The organism is Allobosea sp. CRIB-10 (genome assembly GCF_900112185.1).
Lineage (GTDB): Bacteria > Pseudomonadota > Alphaproteobacteria > Rhizobiales > Beijerinckiaceae > Allobosea.
Window position 1 is genome coordinate 50435 of sequence record NZ_FOKP01000023.1, and the last position, 25841, is coordinate 76275.

26 protein-coding genes are annotated in these 25841 nt (G+C 67.7%); 10 read left to right on the forward strand and 16 right to left on the reverse strand.

Features of this window, described 5'->3' with window-relative positions; all coding sequences use genetic code 11:
- Positions 1-38: 38 nt before the first annotated feature.
- From BMZ69_RS23640 to BMZ69_RS23665, 6 genes are read right to left on the reverse strand one after another with little or no spacing between them, the layout of a single operon-like run.
- Positions 39-896, reverse strand: coding sequence for a VOC family protein (locus BMZ69_RS23640; protein WP_092161447.1), 858 nt, complete (start codon positions 894-896; stop codon positions 39-41).
- Complete coding sequence (locus BMZ69_RS23645) at positions 893-1639, reverse strand: ABC transporter ATP-binding protein (protein ID WP_092161448.1); 747 nt, start codon at positions 1637-1639, stop codon at positions 893-895. The genes BMZ69_RS23640 and BMZ69_RS23645 overlap by 4 nt, the downstream gene beginning before the upstream one ends.
- Complete coding sequence (locus tag BMZ69_RS23650) at positions 1639-2409, reverse strand: ABC transporter ATP-binding protein (RefSeq protein ID WP_092161449.1); 771 nt, start codon at positions 2407-2409, stop codon at positions 1639-1641. The genes BMZ69_RS23645 and BMZ69_RS23650 overlap by 1 nt, the downstream gene beginning before the upstream one ends.
- Entirely contained in the window at positions 2406-3425 is a 1020-nt protein-coding gene (locus BMZ69_RS23655) for a branched-chain amino acid ABC transporter permease (protein WP_092161450.1), read from the reverse strand. Before BMZ69_RS23655 ends, BMZ69_RS23650 begins: the two co-directional genes overlap by 4 nt.
- Positions 3422-4291 (reverse strand): branched-chain amino acid ABC transporter permease, encoded by an 870-nt coding sequence (locus BMZ69_RS23660; protein WP_066479813.1) that lies wholly within the window; start codon positions 4289-4291, stop codon positions 3422-3424. Before BMZ69_RS23660 ends, BMZ69_RS23655 begins: the two co-directional genes overlap by 4 nt.
- A 19-nt stretch (positions 4292-4310) precedes the next feature.
- On the reverse strand, positions 4311-5513 hold the full coding sequence (locus BMZ69_RS23665; protein ID WP_210188081.1) for an ABC transporter substrate-binding protein: 1203 nt from the start codon (positions 5511-5513) through the stop codon (positions 4311-4313).
- Between the two features lie 254 nt (positions 5514-5767).
- Between BMZ69_RS23665 and BMZ69_RS23670 the strand changes: the two genes are divergently transcribed.
- The 9 genes from BMZ69_RS23670 to BMZ69_RS23710 all read left to right on the forward strand — a co-directional run bounded on the left by BMZ69_RS23670 (position 5768) and on the right by BMZ69_RS23710 (position 14346).
- Positions 5768-6481, forward strand: coding sequence for a GntR family transcriptional regulator (locus BMZ69_RS23670; RefSeq protein ID WP_092161451.1), 714 nt, complete (start codon positions 5768-5770; stop codon positions 6479-6481).
- Positions 6478-7218 (forward strand): SDR family NAD(P)-dependent oxidoreductase, encoded by a 741-nt coding sequence (locus BMZ69_RS23675; RefSeq protein ID WP_175506944.1) that lies wholly within the window; start codon positions 6478-6480, stop codon positions 7216-7218. Before BMZ69_RS23670 ends, BMZ69_RS23675 begins: the two co-directional genes overlap by 4 nt.
- Positions 7219-7248: 30 nt before the next feature.
- Positions 7249-8754, forward strand: a complete 1506-nt coding sequence (locus BMZ69_RS23680; RefSeq protein ID WP_092161453.1) for a 2-hydroxymuconic semialdehyde dehydrogenase — start codon at positions 7249-7251, stop codon at positions 8752-8754.
- Between the two features lie 91 nt (positions 8755-8845).
- Positions 8846-9628 carry a fumarylacetoacetate hydrolase family protein gene (locus tag BMZ69_RS23685; RefSeq protein WP_092161455.1) on the forward strand — a complete coding sequence of 261 codons (783 nt, stop codon included), beginning with the start codon at positions 8846-8848 and terminating at the stop codon, positions 9626-9628.
- Between the two features lie 123 nt (positions 9629-9751).
- Positions 9752-10513 (forward strand): HpcH/HpaI aldolase family protein, encoded by a 762-nt coding sequence (locus BMZ69_RS23690; protein ID WP_092161457.1) that lies wholly within the window; start codon positions 9752-9754, stop codon positions 10511-10513.
- A 212-nt stretch (positions 10514-10725) separates the two neighbouring features.
- Positions 10726-10980 carry a DUF2171 domain-containing protein gene (locus tag BMZ69_RS23695; RefSeq protein WP_092161460.1) on the forward strand — a complete coding sequence of 85 codons (255 nt, stop codon included), beginning with the start codon at positions 10726-10728 and terminating at the stop codon, positions 10978-10980.
- A gap of 219 nt (positions 10981-11199) precedes the next feature.
- Positions 11200-12273: a Dyp-type peroxidase gene (locus BMZ69_RS23700; protein WP_092161546.1), complete on the forward strand. Its 1074-nt coding sequence runs from the start codon at positions 11200-11202 to the stop codon at positions 12271-12273.
- A complete protein-coding gene (locus BMZ69_RS23705) occupies positions 12266-13072 on the forward strand; it encodes a family 1 encapsulin nanocompartment shell protein (protein WP_092161462.1) in 807 nt (268 codons plus the stop codon). The genes BMZ69_RS23700 and BMZ69_RS23705 overlap by 8 nt, the downstream gene beginning before the upstream one ends.
- Positions 13069-14346 carry an NAD(P)/FAD-dependent oxidoreductase gene (locus tag BMZ69_RS23710; protein WP_092161465.1) on the forward strand — a complete coding sequence of 426 codons (1278 nt, stop codon included), beginning with the start codon at positions 13069-13071 and terminating at the stop codon, positions 14344-14346. The genes BMZ69_RS23705 and BMZ69_RS23710 overlap by 4 nt, the downstream gene beginning before the upstream one ends.
- A 34-nt stretch (positions 14347-14380) precedes the next feature.
- On the opposite strand, the gene BMZ69_RS23715 is transcribed toward BMZ69_RS23710, so the two are convergent.
- From BMZ69_RS23715 to BMZ69_RS23750, 8 genes are read right to left on the reverse strand one after another with little or no spacing between them, the layout of a single operon-like run.
- A complete protein-coding gene (locus BMZ69_RS23715; RefSeq protein ID WP_175506945.1) occupies positions 14381-15283 on the reverse strand; it encodes a LysR family transcriptional regulator in 903 nt (300 codons plus the stop codon).
- A gap of 7 nt (positions 15284-15290) precedes the next feature.
- A complete protein-coding gene (gene fdxA, locus BMZ69_RS23720) occupies positions 15291-15623 on the reverse strand; it encodes a ferredoxin (RefSeq protein WP_092161470.1) in 333 nt (110 codons plus the stop codon).
- A 4-nt stretch (positions 15624-15627) separates the two neighbouring features.
- The gene (locus tag BMZ69_RS23725) at positions 15628-16404 is read right to left on the reverse strand and encodes an enoyl-CoA hydratase-related protein (RefSeq protein WP_092161472.1); all 777 of its coding nucleotides are present in this window, start codon (positions 16402-16404) and stop codon (positions 15628-15630) included.
- Entirely contained in the window at positions 16404-17570 is a 1167-nt protein-coding gene (locus BMZ69_RS23730; RefSeq protein ID WP_092161474.1) for a CaiB/BaiF CoA transferase family protein, read from the reverse strand. The genes BMZ69_RS23725 and BMZ69_RS23730 overlap by 1 nt, the downstream gene beginning before the upstream one ends.
- Entirely contained in the window at positions 17567-18928 is a 1362-nt protein-coding gene (locus tag BMZ69_RS23735) for an FAD-dependent oxidoreductase (protein ID WP_092161476.1), read from the reverse strand. The genes BMZ69_RS23730 and BMZ69_RS23735 overlap by 4 nt, the downstream gene beginning before the upstream one ends.
- A gap of 14 nt (positions 18929-18942) precedes the next feature.
- On the reverse strand, positions 18943-19776 hold the full coding sequence (locus BMZ69_RS23740; RefSeq protein WP_092161479.1) for an ABC transporter permease: 834 nt from the start codon (positions 19774-19776) through the stop codon (positions 18943-18945).
- Entirely contained in the window at positions 19773-20546 is a 774-nt protein-coding gene (locus BMZ69_RS23745; protein WP_092161481.1) for an ABC transporter ATP-binding protein, read from the reverse strand. Before BMZ69_RS23745 ends, BMZ69_RS23740 begins: the two co-directional genes overlap by 4 nt.
- A gap of 38 nt (positions 20547-20584) precedes the next feature.
- Positions 20585-21586 (reverse strand): ABC transporter substrate-binding protein, encoded by a 1002-nt coding sequence (locus BMZ69_RS23750; RefSeq protein WP_092161483.1) that lies wholly within the window; start codon positions 21584-21586, stop codon positions 20585-20587.
- 215 nt (positions 21587-21801) lie between these two features.
- Here BMZ69_RS23750 and BMZ69_RS23755 point away from each other — a divergent pair, with 215 nt between their 5' ends.
- Positions 21802-23052 carry an amidohydrolase family protein gene (locus BMZ69_RS23755; RefSeq protein ID WP_175506946.1) on the forward strand — a complete coding sequence of 417 codons (1251 nt, stop codon included), beginning with the start codon at positions 21802-21804 and terminating at the stop codon, positions 23050-23052.
- A gap of 155 nt (positions 23053-23207) precedes the next feature.
- Here the strand turns inward: BMZ69_RS23755 and lpdA are convergent, their stop codons facing one another.
- The gene (gene lpdA / locus BMZ69_RS23760; protein WP_092161487.1) at positions 23208-24602 is read right to left on the reverse strand and encodes a dihydrolipoyl dehydrogenase; all 1395 of its coding nucleotides are present in this window, start codon (positions 24600-24602) and stop codon (positions 23208-23210) included.
- A complete protein-coding gene (locus tag BMZ69_RS23765) occupies positions 24595-25827 on the reverse strand; it encodes a dihydrolipoamide acetyltransferase family protein (protein WP_244543504.1) in 1233 nt (410 codons plus the stop codon). Before BMZ69_RS23765 ends, lpdA begins: the two co-directional genes overlap by 8 nt.
- Positions 25828-25841: the final 14 nt, after the last annotated feature.

The window sequence follows — 25841 nt, forward strand, 5'->3', positions numbered from 1 at the left end:
TCGCTCCTTGCTGCCGGTTCAAAGCCGGCGAAGACGCTTCACTGATATTCGGGAATCTGCGTGTCGCTGCCCCAGGCGCAGAAGGATTCCCGCTTGCGCGGGAACTGCCGGACACGGCGCGGAGCGGCGAGTCGCTCGCCCTCGGCGACATAGGAGAAGTTGACGCCGTCAGGGCCGGCAAAGCTCAGGAAGAGCTGCTGCGAGGCGGTGCGCCGGCCGGGACCATCCACGATGCGCGCCTGGGCGCCACGCAGATGGTAGGCGTTCTGCATCACGAGATCGACGTCCTCGACGCCGAACTCGATGGCAAGGATGCCCTTCTCCTGCGAGGGATGCACGGCGATGCGGTGATGCGCCTCGTCGAAGCGGATATAGGCGGCCTCGCCGACCCAGTCGCTGACCTTGCCGCCGAGCAGCTTCGTCCAGACCTGCTGGTCGGAGGCATCCGGCGCGCCGCGCAGCGCGATGCCTTCGAGCCCGGTGATGCCGGCATCGCGCGGGCCATGATAGCGCCAGCCCGATTCCAGCGGCCTGACGACAAGCTCGATGTCGTAGCCGGCTGCCATCCGGAAAGAGACGAACTGCCGGACTTTTCTGATCGCGCAGGCCTCGGCGTCACCGCGCGTGGTGGCGAAGCCGGCGCCCTGCAGCACCGTCTCGGCATGAGCCAGCGCATCGGGATCGCGCAGCTCGAAGCCGATCGCCTGGCCGGCACCCGGCCCGTCGACATAGACCAGCGTGTGGTCGCGATAATCGGAGCGGAAATAGGCGGATGTGTCGGTTCGGTCGACGAGCTGAAGGCCGAGGATGCGCGAGGCGAAGTCGGCGGCGCCCTTCAGGTCGGCCGTGCCGAGCCGGACATAGCGCAATTGCTCGATGGTGATCGCGTCGCTCATAGCCCGAGATGCTCTTTCTGGAGGGCCTTGTCGGCCAGCAATGTCGCAGATGGCCCGTCGAAGACGACGCGGCCATGGTCGAGGACCAGTGCCCGCTCGGCCAGCTTCAGCGCCATGGCGAGGTTCTGCTCGGCGATGAGCAAGGTGTAGCCCTCGCCGCGCAGACGCCCGACCGCGCCGATGATGACCTCTTCGATCGCCCGTGGCGAGAGGCCCTCGCTCGGCTCGTCGAGCACGATCAGGTCGGCCTGCGTCAGCAATGCCCGTGCGATCGCAAGCAATTGCCGCTCACCGCCGCTGAGCGCGCCGCTGGAGAAGGAGCGCCTTTCTGCAAGGCGCGGGAAATCCTCGTAGATGCGCTCCTTGACCCAGCGCCGGTTCGGCTGCTTGCGCGACCACAGCGCCGCCATGGTCAGGTTCTCGTCGACGGTGAGGTTGGCGTAGACGCCGCGCCCCTGCGGCACCAGGGCGACGCCGAGCCGGGCGATGCGGTGCCCCGGCCAGCCGGCGACCTCCTGGCCCTTGATCGCGATGCGGCCGGAGACCTGCGGTTCCAGCCCGAACAGGGCCGAGCAGAGCGTGCTCTTGCCGGCGCCGTTGCGGCCGAGCAGCGCCACGGCCTCGCCCTGCGCCAGCGCGAAGTCGACGCCGTGCAGGACGCGCACACCGTCATAGCCGGCATCCAGCCCGGCGACCTCGAGATAGGTAGCGGGGGCAACCTGTTGCTGTGCCTGAACCGACATCATGCGGCCTCCCCGAGTGAGGCGCCGAGATAGGCGGCCTGTGCACCCTCATGCGCCTTGATCGCGTCCGGCGTGTCGCAGGCGATCAACCGGCCGAGATCGAGCACGGCGACGCGGTCGCAGACGCCGAAGACGATATCGAGGTCATGGGCGATCAGAATGGTCGAGAGGTCCTCGCCGAGCGTGCGCACGACCTCGATCAGATGCTCCCCCTCGGCGCGGGAGAGACCCGCCGTGGGCTCGTCGAGCAGGAGCACGCGCGGGCGCATCGCCAGCGAGACCAGCACGTCGACGATGCGTTGCTCGCCATAGGACAGGCCTGCGACCGCCAACTCGGCCCGATCGCGCAATTGAGCGCGTGTCAGCAACTCATCAGCCGCCTCGTCCGCTGCCGCGACCGCCTTGCGGCTGCCGAACCACCCATAACCCTCGCCGCTCCGCGAGCGCGCCGCCAAAGCGAGGTTCTCGCGAACGCTGAGCTCAGGGAAAGCCATGCTCTTCTGGAAGGTGCGCACGAGGCCGGCGCGGACCCGAACGTCGGGCTTTGCCCTGGTGATGTCCTCGCCGGCGAAGGCGACGCGCCCCTGATCGGGGATCAGGAAGCCGGTGACGATGTTGAACAGGGTCGTCTTGCCGGCGCCGTTCGGGCCGATCAGGCCGAGGCATTCGCCCTGGCCGAGCGTGACCGAGACATCGCTCAGCACCTTCAGCCCGCCGAAGGACTTGGCGACGCCCTCGATCGCGAGAGCGGGAACGGCGTTCGCGCTCATGACCGGCCCTCCGCATCCTTGCGCCGTCCGAAGGCGGCCTTCAGCCCGGCGACGACGCCCTTCGGCATGATCATCACGGTCAGCACGAAGACGAGGCCGACGACCAGCTGCCAGCGATCAGTGTAGGACGAGACATAGGTCTGGATGCCCAGATAGATCGCCGAGCCGATGAAGGCGCCATAGAGCGAGCCGACGCCGCCGATCACCAGCATGATGATCATCATCGCCGACATCGTCCAATGCACGGCATTGGGGCCGACATACTGGTTGACGAAGGGATAGAGCGCCCCGGCCGCGCCGGCGATGGCGCCGGAGGCGAGCAGCGCCATCAGGCGGATACGCGGGATCGAATAGCCGAGTGCGCTCATCCGGAGCTGCCGCTCGCGCGTGCCGAGCAAGGCCCGGCCGATCGGCGCGGTGACGAAGGAGCGAGCGGCGAGATAGGCGGCGAGCGCCAGCACGAGCGCGGCGAGATAGAGCGCGACACCGTTGTTGAGCGGGACCGTGGCGAAGCCGGTGTGCAGGGTCAGCACCGGAAAGCCGCGCAGACCGTCGGCGCCGCCGGTGACCTCGCGCCAGTGGAACACCACCTCCCAGACGATCTGGCCGACGATCAGGCTGAGGATCAGGAAGAACAGGGCGATGGTGCGCATCACCACGACGCCCATCAGCAGCGCCGCCGCCATGCCCGTGGCGATGCCGACCGCCAGCATCACCACGATGTCGGCGCCGAGCGTCTGAGCGGCGATCGCGGCGGCATAGGCCGCGCCGCCGAAGAAGACGGCATGGCCGAGCGAGACCAGCCCGCCGAAGCCGACCAGCAAATCGAGGCTGAGCACGGCGGTGCCGATGATCAGGATCTCCGCCAGGAAGCGCAGCTGGTAGTCACCGGCGAACAGCAGGGGGATCGCGGCGGCGAGCGCAAGCAGCGCAGCCTTCGCGGCCACCGGCAGGCTGCGCCGCTCACTGGCGGGGCGCGCTTCCGCGCGGCCGGTCCCGTCGGCGATCGAGCTCATACCTGCCTCACCTTCTTGGCGACCAGCCCCTCGGGCAGCGCGACCAGCAGCGCGGCCATGATGGCAAGCGCGACGACGTTCGAGAATTCTGGCACCCACACCTTGGAGAAGGTCATGGCGAAGCCGAGCAGCAGCGCGCTCAGCACGGTGCCGCGGAAAGTGCCGAGCCCGCCGGCGACGACGACGATCAGCGCCAGGATCAGCACCTCCTCGTCGAGGCCGGGATAGGCCGAGAGGATGCCGGCGCCGAGCGCGCCGGAAATGCCGCCCAGCCCTGCCGAGATCACCAGCACCGCCGTGAAGATCCGGCGCGTGTCGAGGCCGAGCGTCTCGACGAAGCCGCGATCGGTGACGCAGGCCCTGACCACCGCGCCCCAGATGGTGCGGTCGATCACGAACCACAGCGCGAAAGCGAGCGCCGCGCCGAAGCCGATGATGAAGAGCCGGTAGATCGGGAACGGCATGTCCATGATGAAGACGACGCCGCGCAGCGCCTCCGGGATTTCCGCCGAGAGGATCTGCGCGCCAAAACCCCAGCGCATCAGATCGGCGAAGATCACCGAGAGACCGTAGGTCAGCAGCACCTGCATCAGATGGGTGCGGGCGTAGAACTGCCGGAAGGGGAAGCGCTCCAGCAGGAAGCCGGCGAGGCCGGCCGCCGCGAAGGCGACCGGGAAGGCGAGCCACCAGGGCGCGCCCGAGGCCAGCCAGTAGACGCCGACATAGGCGCCGAGCAGGAAGAAGGAGCCGTGGGTCAGGTTGACGAAATTCATCAGGTTGAGCACCACCGACAGGCCGAGCCCGGTCAGCAGCAAGAGCATCGAGAACGACAGCGCGTTCAGGCTCTGGACGGCGTAGAAGCCCACGGAACCGCTCCTTGTCGCGTCAAGCCACCGGGCCCGGATCGCGGACGCCCTTATAGGTGTGGATCACCTGGTTGACCGGGCCGCCGGCGCCTTCCTTGATCTCGTTGACATAGATGTCGAGGATCGCCTGGTTGTTGCGTGGGTCGAACGGCATCGGCCCGAACACGGTCTCGACCTCCTTGGCGAGCAGCGCTTCCTTGACCTTCTCCTTGTTGGAGAGATCGCCTTCGACGCGCTCGACCGCGGCCTTGATCACCTGGCCGGTGACGTAGCCGGCCGTGCCCATCTCGCCGGGCATGGCGTTGCGGGCGGCCTGATAGGCCTTGGTGAAGGCGGCCGAGCTCGGCGCCGTCGGCGACTGGTTGCAGGTGTTGAGCCCGCCGAGCGCCGCTTCCTTGACGGCCGAGACCACGTCCTCCTGGTCGAACAGCGCGCCGCTGCCGATCAGCTTGACCTTGCCGTGCAGCCGGTACTCGCGCATCTGGCGCAGGAAGCGCACCGCGTCGGAGCCGGCGAAGAAAGAGAAGATGAACTCCGGCCGCTCCGAGGCGATCGTCGTCAGCAGCGGCCCGAAATCGGTAGTGCCGAGCGGTGCCCAGAGCTGCTTGCCGACCTTGCCGCCCTGCTGCTGGTAGCTCGCGACGAAATCGCCGACGGATTCGCGGCCGGCGGCATAGTCGGCGGCGATCGTCAGGCAGCCGGACTTGCCGAGCTTCTCGAAAGCCCACTGGCCGGCGGTATGGCCGAGCATCCAGTTGGTCTTGGTCGGGCGGAAGACGAAGGGGCTCGCCGCCTTGCGGGCAAGGTCATTGGCCGAGCCGGCGGAGATGAAGGTCAGCGCCTTGGCCTCGGTCACCACGTCGCGGACAGCGAGCGCCACGGCGGAGGAGATCACGCCGGAGACGATGTCGACATTGTCCTGGCCGAGGAGCTTGCGGAATTTGCGCACGCCCTCATCGGGCTTGGCCTGATCGTCCTCGACGATCAATTCGACGGCGCGGCCGGCGAGCTTGCCGCCATTCTCGGCCAGGAACATCTGCATGCCGGCGCGCATGCTCTCGCCGAGCGCCGTGAACGGGCCCGACAGCGAGGTCACCATGCCGATCTTCAGCGGCTTGTTGGCAGTCTGTGCCAGAGCCGGCGCACCCATCGCGCCGGTGAAGGCGGTGGCACCGGCGGTCGCGAGGAAGCTGCGGCGAGAGAAGGAAAAGCGCTCGGTCATGGGACGTCCTCCAACGGGGCGGTCTTGGCGCCACCCGATTGCCCGGCATCCAACAAGATCGATATAAGCCTGTCAATCTTATTTCGATATTTTTTCGAACGCAGTTCACGCCAGAAACCAAGGCGTCTCAAAAAATTCCCATGATTACGAAGTTTATAATGAAAATGGCATCGGCGAGGCATTTCAATCAGGATTGTAATTTCGAAATTTGATGATAGAGAAGGCCATCGACCACAGGAGCTGCGCGCCTCGGAATGACCTCTTCCGACAAGACTCTGGCCGACCGGACCTACCGCCAATTGCGCGGCGACATCGTCAATGGCCGGCTGGCGGCCGGCAGCAAGCTGAAGCTCGAAGGGCTGGCGCAGGACTATGCCGTCGGCATGTCGCCGCTGCGCGAGGCGCTTGCCCGTTTGATGGGCGACCTGCTCGTCGTCTCCGAAGGGCAGCGCGGCTTCTGGGTGGCGCCACTCTCGCTCGACGAGCTCGACGACGTCTCCCGCGTCCGCGCCCTAATCGAGACCGAGGCGCTCAACGCCGCGATCCGCAATGGCGATGCAGAGTGGGAGCACGAGGTCACGGCGGCGTTCGAGGCGCTGGCGGCGGTCGAAGAGCATCTGCCGCATACCAGAGAGCCCTTGCCCCCAGAGCAGCTCGAGATCTGGGAAGCGCGCAATCGCGCCTTCCACGCCGCTCTGGTCTCGGCCGCCGGCTCGCCGATGCTGATCAAGCTGCGCGCCCTGCTCTACCAGCAGTCCGAGCGCTATCGCCGCGTCTCGCTCAACGTCTCGCGCGGCTGGCGCAACGTCCATGACGAGCACCGGGCCATCTACGACGCGACGATGCAGCGCAATGCGCTGCGCGCCTGCCGGATGACCGAGCTTCACCTTGCCCGCACCGCCGAAGAAGTCCGCAAGGCGATGGCCGCGCTGAGCCGCGACGACGATGCTCCCGGAGACAAGGCGTGAGCGGCTTCGATCTGAGCGGCCAGATCATTCTGGTCACCGGCGCGGCCGGTGGCATCGGCGCGGTCACCGCGCAAGTATTGGCGAGCCTTGGCGCCAAGCTCGTGCTCACCGATCGCATTTCCTGCGCGGCGACGATCGCAGGGCTCGGCGAGAAATCCGGCAATGCCCGCGAGATCGTCATCGACCTGCTCGACGACGAGGCGCCGCGGCGCCTGTCCGAACAGGCCGGGCCGATCGATGCCGCGGTGCTCGGCGCCGGCATCTACCGCCCAATCGATTGGGACGCAGATGGCTGGGAGGAGGTCGCCGAGACGACGCTGTCGCTCAACCTGATGGCGCCGATGCGCCTGGCGCGCGAACTCGTGCCCGCCATGGCGGCGCGCGGCGGCGGCCGGGTCGTCCTCGTCGGCTCGATCGTCGCCGCGACCGGTGGCTCCTTCCCCGGCGTCGGTCCGCACTACGCTGCGTCGAAGGGCGGCCTGCACACGCTGGTGCGCTGGCTTGCGGCCCGCTTCGGCGGCCAGGGCGTACTGGTCAACGGCGTCGCGCCGGGCATCACCGACACGGCCATGGTCGGCGTCCACGACCTTTCGGGGGCGCTGGCGAAGCATCCGCTCAGCCGGGCCGCAAGGCCGGAGGAGATTGCCTGGCCGATCGCCTTTCTCTGCTCTCCGGCGGCGAGCTTCGTCTCGGGCGCCATCCTCGACGTGAATGGCGGCGCGATGATGCGCCCATGACGATAACGACAACAAACCGGGAGTGAGACGATGAACAGCGCCGTTCCGCGCTACCAGGGCGCTGCTGTCAGTGCCGAAACCGCCCGCCTGTCGCATTTCATCGACGGGCGCTTCGTGCCGGCCGGCCGCAGCAGCTTCGAGAACCGTCACCCAGCGACCGGCGAGGTGATCAACCTCGTGCCGGAGGCCGACTCGGCCGCGATCGATGACGCGGTCAAGGCGGCCAAGCGCGCCCTCAAGGGCCCGTGGGGCAGGATGAGCGAACAGCAGCGTTCGGCCATCCTGCGCAAGGTCGCCGACGGGATCATGGCCCGCTTCGACGACTTCCTCACCGCCGAGGTGCTCGACACCGGCAAGCCGAAGAGCCTCGCCTCGCATATCGATATTCCGCGCGGCGCCGCGAACTTCAACGTCTTCGCCGACCAGGTGCTGACGCTCTCGACCGAGACCTTCCGCATGGCGACGCCGGACGGGGCAGGGGCGCTGAACTACGCGATCCGCGGGCCGCGCGGCGTCATTGCCGTGGTCTGCCCGTGGAATCTGCCGCTCCTGCTGATGACCTGGAAGGTCGCCCCGGCGCTGGCCTGCGGCAACACCGTCGTGGTCAAGCCCTCCGAGGAGACGCCGACCACGGCGACCATGCTCGGCGAGATCATGAACGAGGCCGGCGTGCCGCCCGGCGTCTACAATGTCGTGCACGGCTTCGGCGAGGACAGCGCCGGCGAGTACCTGACCAGCCATCCGGGCGTCGACGGCATCACCTTCACCGGAGAGACCCGCACCGGCGAGGCGATCATGCGGGCCGCGTCCAGGGGCGTCCGCCCGGTCTCGCTCGAGCTCGGCGGCAAGAACGCCTCGCTGGTCTTCGCCGATTGCGACATGGACAAGGCGATCGAGGGCGTGACTCGCGCCGTCTTCGCCAATTGCGGCCAGGTCTGCCTCGGTACCGAGCGCGTCTATGTCGAGCGGCCGATCTTCGCCGAGTTCACCCAGCGCCTGAAGCACGCGGCAGAGAAGCTGAAGCCCGGCAATCCGTTCGAGGCCGCGACCACGCTCGGCCCGCTGATCAGCCAGGTCCACCGCGACAAGGTGCTGTCCTACTATGCCAAGGCGAAGGCCGAGGGGGCCGAGATCATCACCGGCGGCGGTATTCCCGAGCTTGCGGCGCCGTATTCCGCCGGCTCCTTCGTCGAGCCGACGATCTGGACGGGTCTTCCTGAGGATTCGGCTGTGATGCGCGAGGAGATCTTCGGGCCCTGCTGCAACATCGTGCCCTTCGACGAGGAGGATGCCGTCATCGCCCTGGCGAACGACAGCCCCTACGGCCTCGCCACTTCGATCTGGACGGAGAACCTGACGCGGGCCCATCGCGTCGCGGCGCAGGTCGAGGTTGGCATCACCTGGGTGAATTCCTGGTTCCTGCGCGACCTGCGCACCCCCTTCGGCGGCTCGAAGCAGTCCGGCATTGGCCGCGAGGGCGGCGTGCACTCGATGGAGTTCTACACCGAGCTGCGCAACGTCTGCGTCAAGCTCTGAAGGCCCTTAGGTTTCTCGATCACACCGGGCGGTCGCTTGCGACCGCCGTCTCCACAAGCGCGCTCAGCGCCATAGATCATAGGAAACGTCCATGCTGACCGAAGCCCAGCGCGCGCAGGTGGTGCGCTCTTTGCTCGAAAGCCACCGCACCAGGAAGCAGGGCGAGCGGCCCTCGCAGATGTTCCCCGAGATCGAGATCGCCGATTCCTATGCGATCTCGTCGGCGGTGGCGCAGGAGCGGGTCAAGGCCGGTGCCCGCATCATCGGCCACAAGATCGGCCTGACCTCGAAGGCGATGCGGGCCTCCTCGAAGATCGACGAGCCCGACTATGGCTATCTCTTCGACGACCTTCTCCTGAACGACGGCGCCAAGGTGAAGTTCGAGAACTTCTGCGTGCCCCGCGTCGAGCCGGAACTGACCTTCATCCTGAAGGAACCGCTGAAGGGCCCGGGCATCGGGCTGATTGATGTGCTCAGGGCGACCGAATATGTCGTGCCCTCGATCGAGATCATCGATGCGCGCGTCACCGAGCCGCGCAAGATCTTCGACACGGTCGCCGACAATGGCGCCGCCGCCGGCATCGTGCTGGGCGGCCGACCGGTCCGGCCTGAGGATGTCGACCTGCGCTGGGTCGGCGCAATCTTCTATCGCAACGCCGAGATCGAGGAGACCGGCCTCGCCGCCGGCGTGCTGGGTCACCCGGCCATGGCGATCGCCTGGCTCGCCAACAAGCTCGCGCCCTTCGACATCACCCTGCAGCCGGGCGACCTGATGCTGTCCGGCTCCTTCACACGGCCGGTCTGGGCGGCTAAGGGCGATACGCTGCACGCCGATTTCGGGCCGCTCGGTAGCGTCTCCGTGCAGTTCGTCTAGCGCGCTTTCCGTTCAGCCGACTTCGGCGGAACGGAAAGAATTCGCGCCAACTCAATAAGTTGAGCATGTTCTTGTCGCAAAAGTGGTCCCCACTTTTGCGGAACATGCTCGGAGGAGCCGTCGATGGATCTGCCCCGCAATGCCTTCAAGGCCGCGCTCGCCCGCGGCGAACTGCAGATCGGGCTGTGGAGCAGCCTGTGCAGCCCGATCGTCGCCGAGATCATCGGCCATAGCGGCTTCGACTGGATCCTGGTCGACACCGAGCATTCGCCCAACGAGCCGCCGGCGGTTCTCGCCCAACTCCAGGCGCTGCAGGCCGGCACGGCGACGCCGATCGTGCGCCCGGCCTGGAACGATCCGGTGCTGCTGAAGCGCCTGCTCGACATCGGCACGCAGGCCGTGCTGGTGCCCTTCGTCCAGAACGCGGAGGAGGCGGCCAAGGCGGTCGCCGCCTGTCGCTATCCGCCGGCCGGCATCCGCGGCATCACCGTCAGCGGGCGCGGCAGCCGTTATGGCCGCGTGCCCGATTATCTCAAGCGCGCCGATGCCGAGATCTGCGTCCTCGTCCAGGTCGAGACCGGCGAAGCGCTGGCGGAGATCGAGGCGATCGCTTCGGTCGACGGCGTCGACGGCGTCTTCATCGGCCCGGCCGATCTCTCGGCCTCGCTCGGCCATATCGGCAATCCCGGCCATCCCGAGGTGCAGGCCGCGATCAAGGGCGCGGTCGAGCAGCTGACGGCCGTCGGCAAGCCGGCCGGCATCCTGACGCCGTCCGAGGCCGATGCGCGCCGCTACATCGAATGGGGCTACCGTTTCGTTGCGGTCGGCTCCGATCTCGGCCTGCTGACCAGGCACGCCGACGCATTGGCGAAAACGTTCCGCTAGAACATCGTCTCGCGCGAGATTCGTGGTAGTTCGAAAGTGGCGGTCTTCGTGGCGAAGGGGCACTGAGCCTCGAGGGTAAGCCGCCCCAAATCGGCTGACAGGGACGGGCTGGAACCGACATGGGCGCCGGCGGTTAGGTTTCGGCACGCCGAAGCGACAGCCGTCGCTCGCGGCCGTGCATTCGGCAGATCTCAACCCAGAAGGACGTCAGCATGAACGCCAAGGTCGAGGAAGGCATGGAGGTCATCGGCGCCGACGGCGTCCATGTCGGGACGGTGGATCGCGTCGAAGGGGAGCGCATCAAGCTGAAGAAGAGCGACTCCTACGGCCGGCATGAGGGCCATCACCACTACATCGAGCTCGGCTTCGTCGCCGGCGTCGAAGGCGACAAGGTGCGCCTCTCCGCCAATGCCGACATCGCCGTGACGCTGGAGGAGGAGGCATCGGGCAAGCCGGTCGACCTCTGACGGTTCCGGCCTCGGCCCAGATTTGCGCCCACCCGGCGTGATCGCGTCCCTCCCGGTCGCAGCTTCCGAGACATGGACCGGCTGCGCTGACGGCTGCCCGGCCTCGGCTTTCCGCTGGAGGCTTTGCCGAATCCCTTCCCATGGTCGCTTTGCCGCGCGATGATCGGCGTGACCATCCGGGCGACCGGCATGGCTCCGAAGGCTATCAGCAGGTCGTCCATGGATTCAGGCGTGCCATCCGTCGTCCCGCAGCCGGTTGCGGCGGCATTGACGCGTTCCGCGATCTTCCTGGTGGTGACGATCAATCCCGGCAGCGCAGCCGAGACGGCCGTGCGGGGCCTGTGCGCCGACCTGTCCGCCCTGTTGCGGGCGGTCGGCTTCCGCGATCTGGCGGGCAATCTCTCCTGCGTCATGGCCTTCGGCTCGCAGGCCTGGGACCGGCTGTTCGACGGGCCGCGGCCGAAGGAGCTGCACCCTTTTCAGGAGATCCGCGGCGTGCATCACGCCGTCTCGACGCCCGGCGACATCCTGTTCCACATCCGCGCGAGCAAGCGGATGGATCTGTGCTTCGAGCTGGCGCGGCAGATCATGCTCCGGCTGGGCCGCGCCGTCACCGCCGTCGACGAGGTCCACGGCTTCAACTATTTCGACGACCGCGACCTGATCGGCTTCGTCGACGGCACCGAGAATCCCGCCGGCCCCGATGCGATCAAGGCCGCCATCATCGGCGACGAGGACGCGGCCTTCACCGGGGGCAGCTATGTCATCGTGCAGAAATATTTGCATGACCTGACGGCCTGGGAACGCGTGCCGGTCGAGGAGCAGGAGAACATCGTCGGCCGCCACAAGCTCTCCGACATCGAGCAGCCCGACGCGCTCAAGAAGCCCTATGCGCACAATGTCCTGACCAGCATCACCGAGGATGGCGACCCCGTCGACATCCTCAGGGACAACATGCCCTTCGGCAAAGTCGGCGCTGCCGAGTTCGGCACCTATTTCATCGGCTACTCCCGCACGCCGCGGCGGATCGAGCGGATGCTGGAGAACATGTTCGTCGGTTCGCCGCCGGGCACTTACGACCGGCTGCTCGACTTCAGCCGCGCGGTCACCGGCTCGCTGTTCTTCGTGCCGACTGCGACGTTCCTCGATGCCGTAACGGCCGAGAGGGCCGCTCCGGAAGCTGGCGCACCGGCTCCCGCCGCTCCCGAGCCCGCGCCGGCATCTCCCTCCCGATCCTCCGGCGATGGCTCGCTCGGTATCGGCTCCCTGAAGAAAGAGGCAGGCCATGAATAATCTGCACCGCGAGCTCGCTCCCATCTCGGAAGCCGCCTGGGCGCAGATCGAGGAGGAGGCCGCGCGCACGCTGAAGCGCTATCTGGCGGCGCGCCGGGTCGTCGATGTCGACGGGCCGAAGGGCGTGGGCTACGCCGCTGCCGGCACGGGGCATACGCGGCCGATCACGGCGCCGGCGGAGGGCATCCGCTCGCTGCTGCGCGAGGCGCAGCCTATGGTCGAGCTGCGCGTGCCCTTCACCCTGACGCGGCAGGCGATCGACGATGTCGAGCGCGGCTCGGACGATTCCGACTGGCAGCCGTTGAAGGATGCGGCGAAGACCCTCGCCTTCGCCGAGGATCGCGCCGTCTTCGACGGCTATGCCGCGGCCGGGATCGGCGGCATCCGCGCCGGCAGCAGCAACGCCGCCGTGCCGCTGCCGGAGAAGCTCGACGATTATCCGGAGGCGGTCGCCAGGGCGCTGAGCGACCTCAAGCTCGCCGGCTGCAACGGTCCCTATGCGCTGGTGCTGGGAGCGGACGCCTATCTGGCGGCGAGCGGCGGCAACGAGGAGGGCTATCCGATCTTCCACCACATCGAGTGCATCGTCGATGGCGGCGTGATCTGGGCGCCGGCGATCGAGGGCGGTTTCCTGCTCACCACCCGCGGTGGCGATTTCGAGCTCGATCTCGGCCAGGACATCTCGATCGGCTATCTCGGCCATACCGCCACGACCGTCGAGCTCTATCTGCAGGAGAGCTTCACCTTCCGCATGCTGACCTCGGAGGCGGCGGTCGTCCTTGCGCCGCAGGGCCCGTGAGCGCCGGGGCGGAGCATCACGTCGTCATTGTCGGCGCCGGCTTCGGCGGGCTGGAGGCGGCGCGCAATCTCGCCAGCGCTCCGGTCAGGATCACCATGATCGACCGGCGCAACCATCATCTGTTCCAGCCGCTGCTCTATCAGGTCGCGACCGCCTCGCTGCCGACCTCGGAGATCGCCTGGCCGATCCGCTTTCTGCTGCGCGGCCACAAGAACGTCACGACCCTGCTCGGCACCGTCACTGGCGTCGAGCGGGACGGCAAGCGGGTTCTGCTGGACGGCGAGCCGCCGATCGCCTTCGACACGCTGATCCTCGCCACCGGCGCGCGCCATGCCTATTTCGGCCATGACGAATGGGAGCCCTATGCACCGGGCGTGAAGACGCTCGAGGATGCGACGCGGATCCGGCGGCGCATCCTGTCGGCCTTCGAGCAGGCGGAGTGGGAGACGGACGAGGCAAGACGGGCAGAATGGCTCACCTTCGTGATCATCGGGGCGGGGCCGACCGGGGTCGAGATCGCCGGCACCATCGCCGAGCTGGCCCGCGACACGCTGCGCGGCGACTTCCGCAATTTCGATACGCGCAGCGCCCGCGTCGTGCTGGTCGAAGCCGGGCCGCGCATCCTCGCCGGTTTCACCGAGGACCTGTCGGCCTATGCCGCGCGAGCGCTGGAACGCCTCGGGGTCGAGGTCAGGCTGGGACAGGCGGTCTCGCAATGCCGGGCCGACGGCGTCGAGCTCGGCGGCGCCTTCCTGCCGGCCCGGACTATCCTGTGGGCGGCGGGCGTGGCCGCCTCGCCCGCAGCGGAATGGCTGGAGGCGCCTGCCGACCGCGCCGGGCGGGTCCGTGTCGAACCCGATCTCTCGGTACCCGGCCAGCCTGACATCTTCGTCGTCGGCGACACCGCCTTCGTGGCAGGTGCGGACGGCAAGCCGGTTCCGGGCGTGGCGCCGGCCGCCAAGCAGGAAGGACACTACGTCGCCAAGCTGATCAAGGCCCGGCTGCAGGGCAAGCCGTCGGCGGCGCCTTTCGTCTACAAGAACGCCGGCAATCTCGCGACGATCGGCAAGCGAGCCGCGATCGTCGATTTCGGCTGGATTAAGCTGCGCGGGCGCCTGGCCTGGTGGATCTGGGGCATCGCCCACATCTTCTTCCTGATCGGGTTGCGCAACCGGCTCGCCGTCGCCCTCAACTGGCTCTGGATCTATGTCAGCGGCCACCGCAGCGCCCGGCTGATCACGCAGCGTGACCCTGGCAGGGCGCCGCCCGATTGAGGGCCGTCCTGGTTGGTCCGATCCGACCTAGGCGTCAGCTCCAGCTCGTCCGTGCGATATCGTCGCATAGCTGGCTGGCGAACTGCTTGGCCGGAGCGCTGAGCGCGCGCTCCGACGCGACCAGCAGGCCGATGCGGCCGCGATTGATCGCCGCCGATGCGAAGGGGCGCCAGACCAGCTCTCCCTGCTCCAGCTCCTCGAGGAAGCCGAGCCGGGTGAAGAAGGCGATGCCCATGCCGAGCCGGATCGAGCGCTTCAGCATCTGGATCGAGTTCGAGGTCAGGCGCGGCACCAACCCGGCGCGGAAGGTAGCGAAATCAGGGTCGATATCGGCCGAGCGTGGCAGCGGCCCGGCCTGGGCCAGGAACGGATAGGCCTTGGCCTCGTCGAAGCTGATGGCGGCCTTGCCGGCGAGCGGATGGTCGAAGGGCATGATCACGCCGAGCGGCGCCTTGATCTCCGCCAGGAGCTCGGTGCCCTTGTCGATCTGGCCGACGAAGGTGAAGCCGATATCGGCGCGGCCATCCACCAGCTGCTCCGGCACCTCCTGGGGCGCGACCGCCAGGACCGTGAAGACGACGGCAGGAAAGGCGGTTCGGAAACGGTCGATGGCGCGCGGCACGAAGTCGATCAACAGGGAATCGACAGCCGAGATCGTCACATGTCCGGAGCGCGCTTCGCGCAGATCCTCGATCGCGACGCGGACGCGGTCGAAATCATGGAAGGTCGCGGTGACATGGCGGAGCAGCAGCTCGCCGGCCGCGGTCAGTTTCATGCCGGAGGCCAGACGCTCGAACAGCGGCGTGCCGAATTCGGCCTCGAGCTTCAGAATCTGGCGGTTGAGGGCGCTGGCCGCAACGTTGAGCTGGCTCGCCGCCTTGCGGACCGAGCCGCGCCGGGCCGTCTCGCGAAAATAGGCGAGGGCAGCCGCATGCATCGCCGATTCAGCCGTGCTTGGCGGGCCAGGCCGCGACGACGGGATGATCGACCTGGCGCGTCGTCTTGGCATCGGCGCCCCGCGGCGAGCCGAGGCCGCTGATCTCCGGGCCGAAATAGGCGCTGTTCACCGCGATCCACCTCGTCAGCTCGTCCGGGATCCGGTCGTCGGCATAGATCGCCGCGACCGGACAGACGGTTTCGCACAGGCCGCAATCGATGCATTCGTCGGGATGGATGTAAAGCGTGCGCCCGCCTTCATAGATGCAGTCGACCGGGCAGGCGTCGAGGCAACCACGGTCCTTCACGTCGATGCAGGCATCGGTGATGACGTAGGGCATGGCCTCAGTGCCCCGTCCAGACCGGCTTGCGCTTCTCGACGAAGGCGCGCACGCCCTCCTGCGAGTCCGCGGAGTTCAAGGCCTCGACCAGCGCCGGCAGGCGCAGGCTCTGCGCCTCGGCCGCCGTCAGATGCGCACTGCGTCGCACCACCTGCTTGGTGGCGCGCAGCGAGAGCGGCGCGCAGACGAGGATCTCGGCGAGCCAGCGCTCGACCGCCGCATCGAGCTCGGCCAGCGGCACGACCTCGTTGATCAGGCCGAAGCGCAGCGCCTCCTCGGCCTTGATGCGTCGGCCGGTGAGCAGCATGCCCATGGCGGCCCGATGCGGAATCTGTCGTTGCAGCAGGGTCATGCCGCCGTCGAGCGGCAGGCGCCCGACACGGGCCTCGGGCAGGCCGAAGCTGGCATGCTCCGCCGCCACGACGATGTCGCAGCCGAGCACCATCTCGAAACCGCCGCCGACCGCGTGGCCGTTGACCCGGGCGATGACCGGCACGTCGAGCGTTTCGCGCAGCGCGATGCCGCCGAAGCCGCCGGGGCGTGGCGCCGCCCAGTATTCGAGGCCCGACATGCCGCTGCCGGACTTCATGTCGGCTCCGGTCGAGAAGGCGCGCTCGCCCGCTCCGCTCAGGACCACGGCGCGGATGGTGCGGTCCTGCTCGATCGCCGTCCAGATCCGCTGCAACTCGGCCTCGGTGGCCTGGTCGATCGCGTTCATCACCTCCGGCCGGTCGATGGTGACGCGCGCGACATGCTCCCGGACTTCGAACAGGACGCCCATCACTCGGCGGCCCTCATGGCAGCGGCGGCGACCTCGGCGCGCACCGCCTCGGTATCGCGTCCGAGCGAGGGCGGTGCTCGCCGGATCGCGACCGGCGCGTCCGACATGTGGATCGGCGAGCCGACAACCTTGATCCGCTCGACCTCGCCGTCGCACTCGATCACCATCCCGTTGATCGCGGTCTGCTCGTCGGCGAGAGCTTCGGCCAGCGAGCGGACCGGTGCACAGAGCAGGTCGACCTCCTCCAGCCGGGCGAGCCAATGGGCCGTGGTATTGGTGGCGAAGCGAGCGCGGAAGATGTCCTGCAGCGCCGTCTTGTTGGCGACCTGGTCGGCGAAGCTGGCGAAGCGCGGGTCACGGCCGAGATGATCGACGCCGAGCGCCGTCGAGATGTCTCCGAGGGGATCGGCCTTGAAGGCGCCGACCATGACCAGTGCCCCGTCCGAGGTCGGGAACACCCCCGAGAGCGGCATGGCACCCCAGTTGACCTCGCGTCCGCGCATCAATTGCGCCGCGGCCTCCTGCGTCTGCGCCGCGAGCATCGAATCGAGCAGCGAGACCGAGATCTGCTGACCGCGCCCTGTCTTCTGGCGCTGCAGCAGAGCCAGCAGCACGCCCTGGACGAGATGCATGCCGGCCGAATAGTCGGCGAAGGTCGTGGCATGGACCGCGAGCGGCTGATCGTCATTCGAGCGGCGATGCATCACGCCGCTCATCGCCTGGGCCAGCACGTCCTGCCCGCCCTTGTGGGCATAGGGGCCGGTCAGGCCATAGCCGGTTCCGACGGCGTAGATCAGCCGCGGATTGAGCTTGGCGAGATCCTCATAGCCGAAGCCGAGGCGTTCCATCACGCCGGCGCGGAAATTGTTGACGATGACGTCGGAGGTGCGGGCGAGCTCCAGCACGACATCGCGATCCTCCTGCCGGCGCAGATCGAGCGTCACCGAGCGCTTGTTGCGGTTCAGCGAGCAGAAGACCGGGCCGAGCAGGCCGGCAGGATCGTTCGGGAAGGCGGTCCGCGAGAGATCGCCGGAGCCGGGCCGCTCGATCTTGATGACGTCGGCGCCGTAATCGGCCAGCATCTGCGTCGCGACCGGACCCATCATCACCTGGGTGAAGTCGATGACGCGCACCCCGGCGAGCGGCAGGTTGTCAGGGGTGGTCATGCTGCTTTCTCCAGAAGCGTGGCGTTGGCGGATGGACGATCGCCCGGGTCGCCGCCCTGGGCGCGGACGCGCTCGCAGATCGCGGCGGCCTGCACGGCGCGCGGCTGGACCCTGCCCGCGACCGCGAGTGCCGCGGCGATGCCGGCCGACTGGCCCATCGCCATGCAGGGCGGGATCTCGCGCGACTGCTTTTGCGCAGCTTCGGTCGCGGAATAATGCCGGCCGGCGACGATCATGCCGTCGATGCCCTTGGGCAGCATCGCGCGATAAGGGGTGTAGTAGTCGCGGCCGCGCGCCACCGTGTCGGCGAAGTGGACGCGGTCCATCACGTCTTCCTTGGTGACGACATAATCGCCTTCCAGCAGCCGCGTCTGGCGCACGCCGAGCTGCGGCGCGACGTCGACGACAACCGCCTTCTCGAAGCCCGGCATATTGGCGCGGACGAACTCGACCAGGGCGTAGATGCGCTTGCGGCCGAGGAAATCGGCCTTGGTGATGTCTTCGACCGAGAGGCCGTCGAGCCCGGTCATATGCGGGCAATTGCACCAGACGATCCCGGGCAGCGGCGTCTTCAGCCACCAGAAATCCCAGGAGCCGCCCATGATCCGCTTGGCCTGGCGGTCGATCTTGGCATAGGCCTCCGGCTCCTCCAGCGCAAAGCGTTCGGCCGCGTCTGTGTCGACGCCGCCGAGGCGGAACACCGTGGTCAGGATGTAGGAGCCGTGGACGAAGGGCGCACCCGCAGCGGCGGCGACGTCGAGGTCGCCGGTCGCGTCGATGACGACGTCGCCCATGATCGCCTGGCGGCCCTCCTTGGTCTCGCAGATCACGCCGGTGACCCGGCTGCCGTCCATCACCGCCCGCGAGAACCAGGAATGCAGGCGGACATTGACGCCGGCTTCCTCGATCATGTCGTTGGAGACGCGCTTCCAGCCATCCGGATCGAAGGCCGCGGCCATCACGATCGGAGCCGGCTTGGTCTGGGCCCGGAAATCGAAGGCGCCCCAGCGCGCCCATTTGCGATACAGGTCCCAGCTCTGGCCGCGCTCGTCCGGCTTCGGGTAGACGCAGGCGCCGACAGCCTCCATCCGCTCGATCATCTCGCTGCAGATGCCGATGGTGGTGACCTCGTCGCCATTGTGCATGTCGTCGAGCACCAGCACCATGCCGCCGGCGGCGAGGCCGCCGAGATAAGGGTAGCGCTCGATCAGCGTCACCGAGGCGCCTTCGCGCCGGGCGGCGATGGCGGCCGAGAAGCCGGCCGGACCACCACCGACGACGACAACGTCGGAGCGGGCGACAACCGTGGCGTCACCGGGCGCGTCGGCGACGCGCGCCAGGGTCGGGTCCTGTGTCATGTCTGCCTCCTGGATCAATGGCTGCTGGCGGGCTGCCAGCGCACGACCAGTCGCTCGAGGGCGAGGATCGTCACGAAGAACAGCACCGAGAAGGCCGAGCCGACGAGAACGGTCGCGTAGAGCATGGCCGAGTCGAAATTGTAGGTGGACTGGATGATCAGCGCGCCGATGCCCGTGGTGGAGCCGATCCACTCGCCGACGATGGCGCCGATCACCGCCGTCGAGGCGGCGATCTTCAGGGCCGAGAACAGATAGGGCAGCGAGTTGCGCAGGCGCAGCTTGAAGAAGATCTCGGTCTTCGAGGCCGAGAGCACGCGCATCAGCTCCATCGCCTGCGGGTTCACGGCCTCGAGCCCGCGCACCATGTTCACCAGTGTCGGGAAGAAGCAGATCAGCGCGGCGATCGCGATCTTCGGCTCCATGCCGTTGCCGAGCAGCAGCACCAGGATCGGCGCCTTGGCGACCACGGGAATCGTGTTGACGAGGACGACGACCGGGAAGAACGCCTCCTCCATCGCCTTCTTGTGGACGAAGACGGTGGCGATCAGGATCGCGGCGATATTCCCGAGCAGGAAGCCCGAAATGGCCTCGATCGCCGTCGGCACCAGGTTGAGCAGCAGGATGTCGAGCTTGGCCCAGAGCGTCGTCAGCACCAGCATCGGCGAGGGCGCGATGAACGGCTTGACGTCGAAGAACCAGATGACGAAGGCCCAGAGCGCGATCGCCCCGGCGATACCGGCGGCCGGCAGCAGGCGGCGGCGCCAGAGCAGGCGCCGATGCGATTGGCGATAGGCCGCCTCGGCCGCGGCGAGGCCGGGATCAGCGTGGGCGAGATCGAGCGTGGTCAATGGCCCCTCCCCAGCGTGTCGCGCAAGCCGGCGGCCATGGCGACGAATTGCGGCGTCTCGCGAATGGCGAGGTTCCGGTCGCGCGGCAGGTCGACGGTGGTGAAGGAGGCGACGCGGCCGGGATTGGCGGCCAGCACCAGCACCTGCTCGCCGAGATAGAGCGCCTCGTAGACCGAGTGGGTGACGAACAGGATCGTCGTGCCGGTCTCCTGCCAGATCCGGCGCAGCTCCTCGTTCAGCCGGTCGCGGGTGATCTCGTCGAGCGCACCGAAGGGCTCGTCCATCAGCAGCAGCTTCGGGCCGCCGAGCAAGGCGCGCGCGATCGAGACGCGCTGACGCATGCCGCCGGACAATTCGTGCGGCAGGCTGCCCTCCCAGCCTTCGAGCCCGACGAGCTTGAGCAATTCGCGCGGCGTCGGCGCATTGGGCGGCAAGGCACGCTTGCCGCCGACCTCGAACGGCAACTCGACATTCTCCAGCGCCGTGCGCCAGGGCAGCAGCGCCGCATCCTGGAAGACGAAGCCGAAGCTGCGCGCCTGGCGCGCTTCTTCCGGACGCATGCCGAAGACCGAGACCTGGCCGCTGCTGGTCGCGATCAGGTCGGCGACCACTCGCAGCAGGGTCGACTTGCCGCAGCCGGAGGGGCCGAGAAGGCTCAGAAAGCCGCCGGACGCGACATCGAAGGAGACGCTGCTCAGGGCTGTGACGGTCCGCCGATCGGTGACGAAGCGGACGCTGACATTCTGGCAGGCGACGGCGGATGCTGGCATGAGCTGGCCTCTGCACTGGACCCTGGATCGGAGCGCTTTCAGCCGATTTTCGCGCGTGTGTCGGCAGTCGCCTTGAGCACGTCGAGCGTGATCACCTCGTCCAGCTTCGGCGGCGCCTTCGAGAACTGGCCGAGCTGGGCGTAAAGATCGATCTGCTCCTGCCAGATCTTCGGATCCATCGTGCCCCAGCCCTCGGTCTTGGTGCTGCCGGTGAAGGCGTAGTCGAGCATCACATCGATGGCGACGCGCTCGTCCGCCTTGTTGAGATTGGGCATTTCCTTGATCAGCAGGTCGACGGCGGCGTCGCGATTGGCATGGGCGTAGGCCCAGCCCTTGGCAGTGGCGCGCATGAATTTGGCGAGCAGATCGCCCTTCTTCTGCAGCGTGTCCGTCGTGGCATAGTAGGGCAGCGCATAGAGCCTGACACCGGCATCCCACAGGCGCAGATCGACACGGTCGGCGCCGAGCGGCTTCATCGCCGTCGTGTTGGTCAGCCAGCCGGTCACGACATCGACCTGGCCGGTCAGCAGCGGTGTCATGTCGGAGCCGATCGGGACGATGGTCACGTCCTTCTCGGCGATGTTGTTCTTGGCCAACAGCGCCCGCAGCAGGATGACGCCGGTCTGCTGGATGCCGACCTTCTTGCCGACGAAATCGGCCGGCTTGGCCACCGGGTTCTTCTTCAGGGAGAAGAAGGCGTAAGGGTGGATCTGTGCGCCGGCGGCGAAGCAGCGGATCGGCAGCCCCTGCGAAGCCGCCAGCATCAGCGATGGACTCGACGAGACCTGGCCTGCCTCGTAGCGGCCGGAGGCGACCACCGCGACGCCGTCGATGCTGGGACCGCCCGGCTGGATCTTCATCTCGATGCCTTCGGCTTCGTAATAGCCGAGCTGCTTGGCGCAAACCTCGCCGATCTGATTGCCGCCGGAAATCCAGCCGAGCTGGAGATTGACGACCGGCCTGCCTTGCGCGCCGGCCTCGAAGGAGAGGAAGGCACCCGCGCCGGCCAGTCCCTGCAAGAAGCTCCGCCGATCGATCATCGTATCGTCCCCTTCTGAATGCCGCGATCGTTGTCGCCACGGTCGAGGCCGAGCTAATCACAGCAGGTGTGCTCGAAGAAGCGCAAAGAATCGCCCGGAGCGCGCTCAAAAAGGCAACACATGCCCGCATGTTGACAGGTTCCGCGAGCGATGCTGTTTCGGGCGAAGCTGACAAGTGCGGCTCTTGCCACACCACCCTTCGTGAGCCACCCGCCATGGCCCTGGTCCTGTCTCACGCTATGATCGCGACGGTCGATGCGCGCGATCGCGTGCTGCGCGATCATGACCTGCGCATCGAAGGCGAGACGATCGACGCGATCGGCCCCGGCGGCAGCCTGGTGCGGCCTGGCGATGAGGTGATCGATTGCGCGAGCGGGCTGGTCATGCCCGGCTTCGTCAACACGCATACCCATGCGACGCTCGGCCTGTTTCGCGGCCTAGCCGACGACAGGATGCGCGCCTTCTGGCCGGAGGGCGGCTACCGGGTGCCGGGCCAGGAACGCTTCGGCGAGAACGACTATCGTCATTCGCTGGCGCAGGCCTGCGCCGAATTCCTCCTCAACGGCGTGACCTGCATCGCCGACCGCGTCGCGCAGATGGATCGCTATGCCCCGATCATCGAGGCGAGCGGACTGCGCGCCAGCGTCGGCTCGACACTGGTCGATCTTGCTGGGCCGGCCGACTGGGGCCCGACCGAGCGCTTGATCGAGCGCTACGGCACGGACCCGGCGCGCTCGCGCATCGTCGCGGGCATCGCCCCGCATGCGCTCGACACCTGTTCCGACGCGCTGCTGCGCGAATGCGGCGAGCGGGCCCGGCGAGCCGGGGCGCGGATCTACCTGCACGTCGCGCAATGCCAGGCCGAGATCGATGCGATCCGCCGCCGCGGCCATCGCGGCGCGCTGGCCTGCCTGCGCTGTGCCGGCTTGACCGGTCCTGACGTGATCGCCGCTCACGCCATCTATCTCGACGAGGACGAGCCTGACGGCTGGTGCCGCGACGGCACCGCGATCTGCCATTGCCCGGCGAGCAATCTGAAGATCGAGGCGCGGACCTTGTCGCTGAACCGGTTCGCCGACGCGGTTCCGGTCGGGCTCGGCACCGACTGGACGGCCTCGAACAACAGCATGGACATGTTCTGGGAGATGCGGCTGGCGGGGCTGGTCGGAAAGATGCAGGCCGACGATCCGACCGTCCTGCCGACGGCGCGCATGCTGCGGCTGGCGACGCTGGACGGCGCGCGCGTCCTCGGCATCGACCACCTCGTCGGCTCGGTCGAGATCGGCAAGCGCGCCGATCTGGTCATCCTCGACCTGAACCAGCCGGAGATGCGGCCGCTGCACGATCCGGTCTCCAACATCGTCCATTGCGCGAGCCCGCGCAGCGTTCGCGACGTGCTGGTCGACGGCGTGATCCGGGTGCGAGGCGGCAAGCTCGTCGCGTCGCCGGATGTCTGGGTGAGCTAGAGCATTTTTGAGCGAAGTGGGCACCGGTTCGCGTGAAGAAAATGCGATAAAACAAAAACATAGAGCAATCTCGCGATTTGGAGAATCGCGGAATTGCTCTGGCCCACTATCTCCGGGAACAGTCGATCAGATCCGGTTCGCGCTAACGCGTCGCGTCAGATGTGGACCGGCCTGCCCCGCACCGCCATCGCGGCCTCCTTCAGAGCTTCCGCATGGGTTGGGTGCGCGTGGCAGGTGTAGGCGATATCCTCGCTCGTCGCGCCGAACTCCATCGCCTGCGCCGCCTGGGCGATCATCGTGCCCGCGACCGAAGCGATCATCCAGACACCGAGAACGCGGTCACTGCCGGAATCGGCGACGACCTTCACCAAGCCGTCGGGCTCGTGATTGGTCTTGGCGCGACTGTTGGCCAGCATCGGAAACGTGCCGACCTTGATCTCGCCGAGCGCCCTCGCCTGCTCTTCGGTCAGGCCGACACCGGCGATCTCGGGACTGGTGTAGACCACGCTCGGAATGACGTCGCGATTCAGCGAGGCCGCGCGCCCGGCGATGGTGTCGGCGACGGCGATCCCCTCGTCCTGCGCTTTGTGCGCGAGCATCGGGCCCGGCACGACGTCCCCGATCGCCCAGATGCCGGGCACGGCGGTGCGGAAATCGCGATCGACCTCTATCTGGCCGCGTGCATTGACCGAAAGACCGGCCTGGTCGAGCCCAAGCCCTTCCGTGTTCGGACGGCGCCCGATCGCGATGAGCACGACATCCGCCGCCAGGGTCTCGGCCGCGCCGCCGGCGGAGGGCTCGAGCGTCAGCACCGCCCCGTCGCCCTCGCGCTCGATTCCCGTGACCTTCGTCGAGAGCTTGAAACTCATGCCCTGCTTCCCGAGGATCCGGTTCGCCTCCTTGCGGATGTCGCCATCCATGCCCGGCAGGATCTGGTCGAGGAACTCGACGACGGTGACCTCCGCGCCGAGGCGCCGCCACACCGACCCCAGCTCCAGCCCGATCACGCCGCCGCCGACCACGACGAGGCGATCCGGCACGGTCCGGAGCTCCAGTGCAGAGCTCGAATCGACGATCACCTCGTGATCGACCGCAGCGTCTGCGAGCGGCGCCACCGAGGCCCCCGTGGCGACGACGATGTTCCTGGCGCGGATGATGCGATCACCAATGCGCACCCTGTCCCGATCGACGAAGCTGGCGAAGCCTCTCAGCCATTCGACCTTGTTCTTCCTGAACAGGAACGCCACCCCTTCGGTCAGCTGCCGCACCGTATCCTGGCGCTGGCCGTGCATCGCGCCGAGATCGAGCCCCATCCCGTCGATCTTCACGCCGAGCCTGGCGAGTGCGCCCGACTGCGCCTGCTCGAACAGCTCGGAGGCGTGGAGCATGGCCTTGGAGGGAATACAGCCGACATTGAGACAGGTGCCGCCGAGTGTCGCGCGGCTGTCGACGCAGGCGGTCTTCAGCCCGTTCTGCGCCGCCCGGATCGCTGCGACATAGCCGCCGGGGCCCGCGCCGATCACCAGCACGTCGAGATCGTAATCAGCCATCGAGAGGCCATCCTTCCAGGACCTCGACGAAGCGCGAGAGCCAGAGATTGGTCTGGTGGCCGTCGACCACACGATGGTCGATGGTGAGCGAGACGTAGCTCAGCGGGCGGATCTGGATCGTGTCGATGCCGCCGACCTCGCGCACCACCACGCGCTTCTCCAGCTTGCCCACGCCCAGGATCGCCGATTGCGGCTGCGCGATGATGATCGGCGAGGCGAACAGCGAACCGGAGACGCCATGGTTGGAGACGGTGAAGGTGCCGTTGCGCATGTCGGGCGGTGTCAGCCTGCCGTCCCGGGCGCGGCCGGTGAGATCGGTCAGGCGCCGCGCGATACCGAGCAGCGACAGATCCTGGACGTCGGCGACCACGGGAACAACCAACCCCTTGTCACCGAGTGCCGTGCCGACGCCGATATTGATGCTCTCGTAGATATCGAGGCGGTCGTCGAACCAGCGGCTGTTGACCGCGGGCGCCGCTTTCATCGCTTTGGCGCAGGCCGCCAGGACATAGGCGGTGAAGGTCAGATTCGCCCCCTCGCGCGCGAAAGCGGCCTTGTGCCTGGCGCGATGCGCCATGATCGCGCTGAAATCGGCCTCGAAGACGGCCGTGACATGCGGCGCGACCGTGACCGAATTCAGCATATTCTGCGCGATCGCCAGCCGCATCCGATCATGCGGGACCGAGCGGACCTCGCCGCTGGCGGATGCAGGCGGCGCCGCCGGCTGGAGAGCGGCGGACCGATCCGCCGTCGGCGGCGCCGGTTGTTCGCCGCGGCGAGCGACGTACTGGTCGACATCGGCGCGTGTGACCCGCCCGTTACGGCCGGTGCCGACGATGCCCGTCACGTCGACCGCATGTTGCTTCACGGCGCGCCGCACCGCGGGCGACAAGGCACGATCGGCGTGGACCGTCTCGGCCGGGGCCGGCTGCGCCGAGAAGGCGACGGCAGCGGCCGAGGTGCCGGCATCCGCCGCCTCCCGTGCTGCCGACGTGGAATCGCGCAAGCGGCCAAGGACCGCGCCGGGCGTGGCTTCGGCGTCGACCGCCAGCAGGATGATGTCCAGGATGCCGTCCGCCGGCGCCGGTACCTCCTGGGTGACCTTGTCGGTTTCGAGCTCGACCAACGGCTCGTTCAGCGCGACCAGATCGCCCGGCTGCTTCAGCCAGCTCCGGACGATCGCCTTCGTTCCTTCCTGCTCGAAGGGGACCAGAACATCGGTCACGATCCCATCTCCCT

Bases quoted from the DNA above. Each gene is read 5' to 3' on its own strand.
- BMZ69_RS23715 (WP_175506945.1), bottom strand. From the start codon at position 15,283: ATGCATGCGGCTGCCCTCGCCTATTTTCGCGAGACGGCCCGGCGCGGC.
- BMZ69_RS23730 (WP_092161474.1), bottom strand. From the start codon at position 17,570: ATGACCACCCCTGACAACCTGCCGCTCGCCGGGGTGCGCGTCATCGAC.
- BMZ69_RS23650 (WP_092161449.1), bottom strand. From the start codon at position 2,409: ATGAGCGCGAACGCCGTTCCCGCTCTCGCGATCGAGGGCGTCGCCAAG.
- BMZ69_RS23725 (WP_092161472.1), bottom strand. From the start codon at position 16,404: ATGGGCGTCCTGTTCGAAGTCCGGGAGCATGTCGCGCGCGTCACCATC.
- BMZ69_RS23735 (WP_092161476.1), bottom strand. From the start codon at position 18,928: ATGACACAGGACCCGACCCTGGCGCGCGTCGCCGACGCGCCCGGTGAC.
- BMZ69_RS23640 (WP_092161447.1), bottom strand. From the start codon at position 896: ATGAGCGACGCGATCACCATCGAGCAATTGCGCTATGTCCGGCTCGGC.
- BMZ69_RS23680 (WP_092161453.1), top strand. From the start codon at position 7,249: ATGAACAGCGCCGTTCCGCGCTACCAGGGCGCTGCTGTCAGTGCCGAA.
- fdxA (WP_092161470.1), bottom strand. From the start codon at position 15,623: ATGCCCTACGTCATCACCGATGCCTGCATCGACGTGAAGGACCGTGGT.
- BMZ69_RS23755 (WP_175506946.1), top strand. From the start codon at position 21,802: ATGGCCCTGGTCCTGTCTCACGCTATGATCGCGACGGTCGATGCGCGC.
- BMZ69_RS23690 (WP_092161457.1), top strand. From the start codon at position 9,752: ATGGATCTGCCCCGCAATGCCTTCAAGGCCGCGCTCGCCCGCGGCGAA.
- BMZ69_RS23695 (WP_092161460.1), top strand. From the start codon at position 10,726: ATGAACGCCAAGGTCGAGGAAGGCATGGAGGTCATCGGCGCCGACGGC.
- BMZ69_RS23645 (WP_092161448.1), bottom strand. From the start codon at position 1,639: ATGTCGGTTCAGGCACAGCAACAGGTTGCCCCCGCTACCTATCTCGAG.
- BMZ69_RS23750 (WP_092161483.1), bottom strand. From the start codon at position 21,586: ATGATCGATCGGCGGAGCTTCTTGCAGGGACTGGCCGGCGCGGGTGCC.
- BMZ69_RS23705 (WP_092161462.1), top strand. From the start codon at position 12,266: ATGAATAATCTGCACCGCGAGCTCGCTCCCATCTCGGAAGCCGCCTGG.
- BMZ69_RS23665 (WP_210188081.1), bottom strand. From the start codon at position 5,513: ATGACCGAGCGCTTTTCCTTCTCTCGCCGCAGCTTCCTCGCGACCGCC.
- BMZ69_RS23745 (WP_092161481.1), bottom strand. From the start codon at position 20,546: ATGCCAGCATCCGCCGTCGCCTGCCAGAATGTCAGCGTCCGCTTCGTC.
- BMZ69_RS23655 (WP_092161450.1), bottom strand. From the start codon at position 3,425: ATGAGCTCGATCGCCGACGGGACCGGCCGCGCGGAAGCGCGCCCCGCC.
- BMZ69_RS23685 (WP_092161455.1), top strand. From the start codon at position 8,846: ATGCTGACCGAAGCCCAGCGCGCGCAGGTGGTGCGCTCTTTGCTCGAA.
- BMZ69_RS23670 (WP_092161451.1), top strand. From the start codon at position 5,768: ATGACCTCTTCCGACAAGACTCTGGCCGACCGGACCTACCGCCAATTG.
- lpdA (WP_092161487.1), bottom strand. From the start codon at position 24,602: ATGGCTGATTACGATCTCGACGTGCTGGTGATCGGCGCGGGCCCCGGC.
- BMZ69_RS23700 (WP_092161546.1), top strand. From the start codon at position 11,200: ATGGATTCAGGCGTGCCATCCGTCGTCCCGCAGCCGGTTGCGGCGGCA.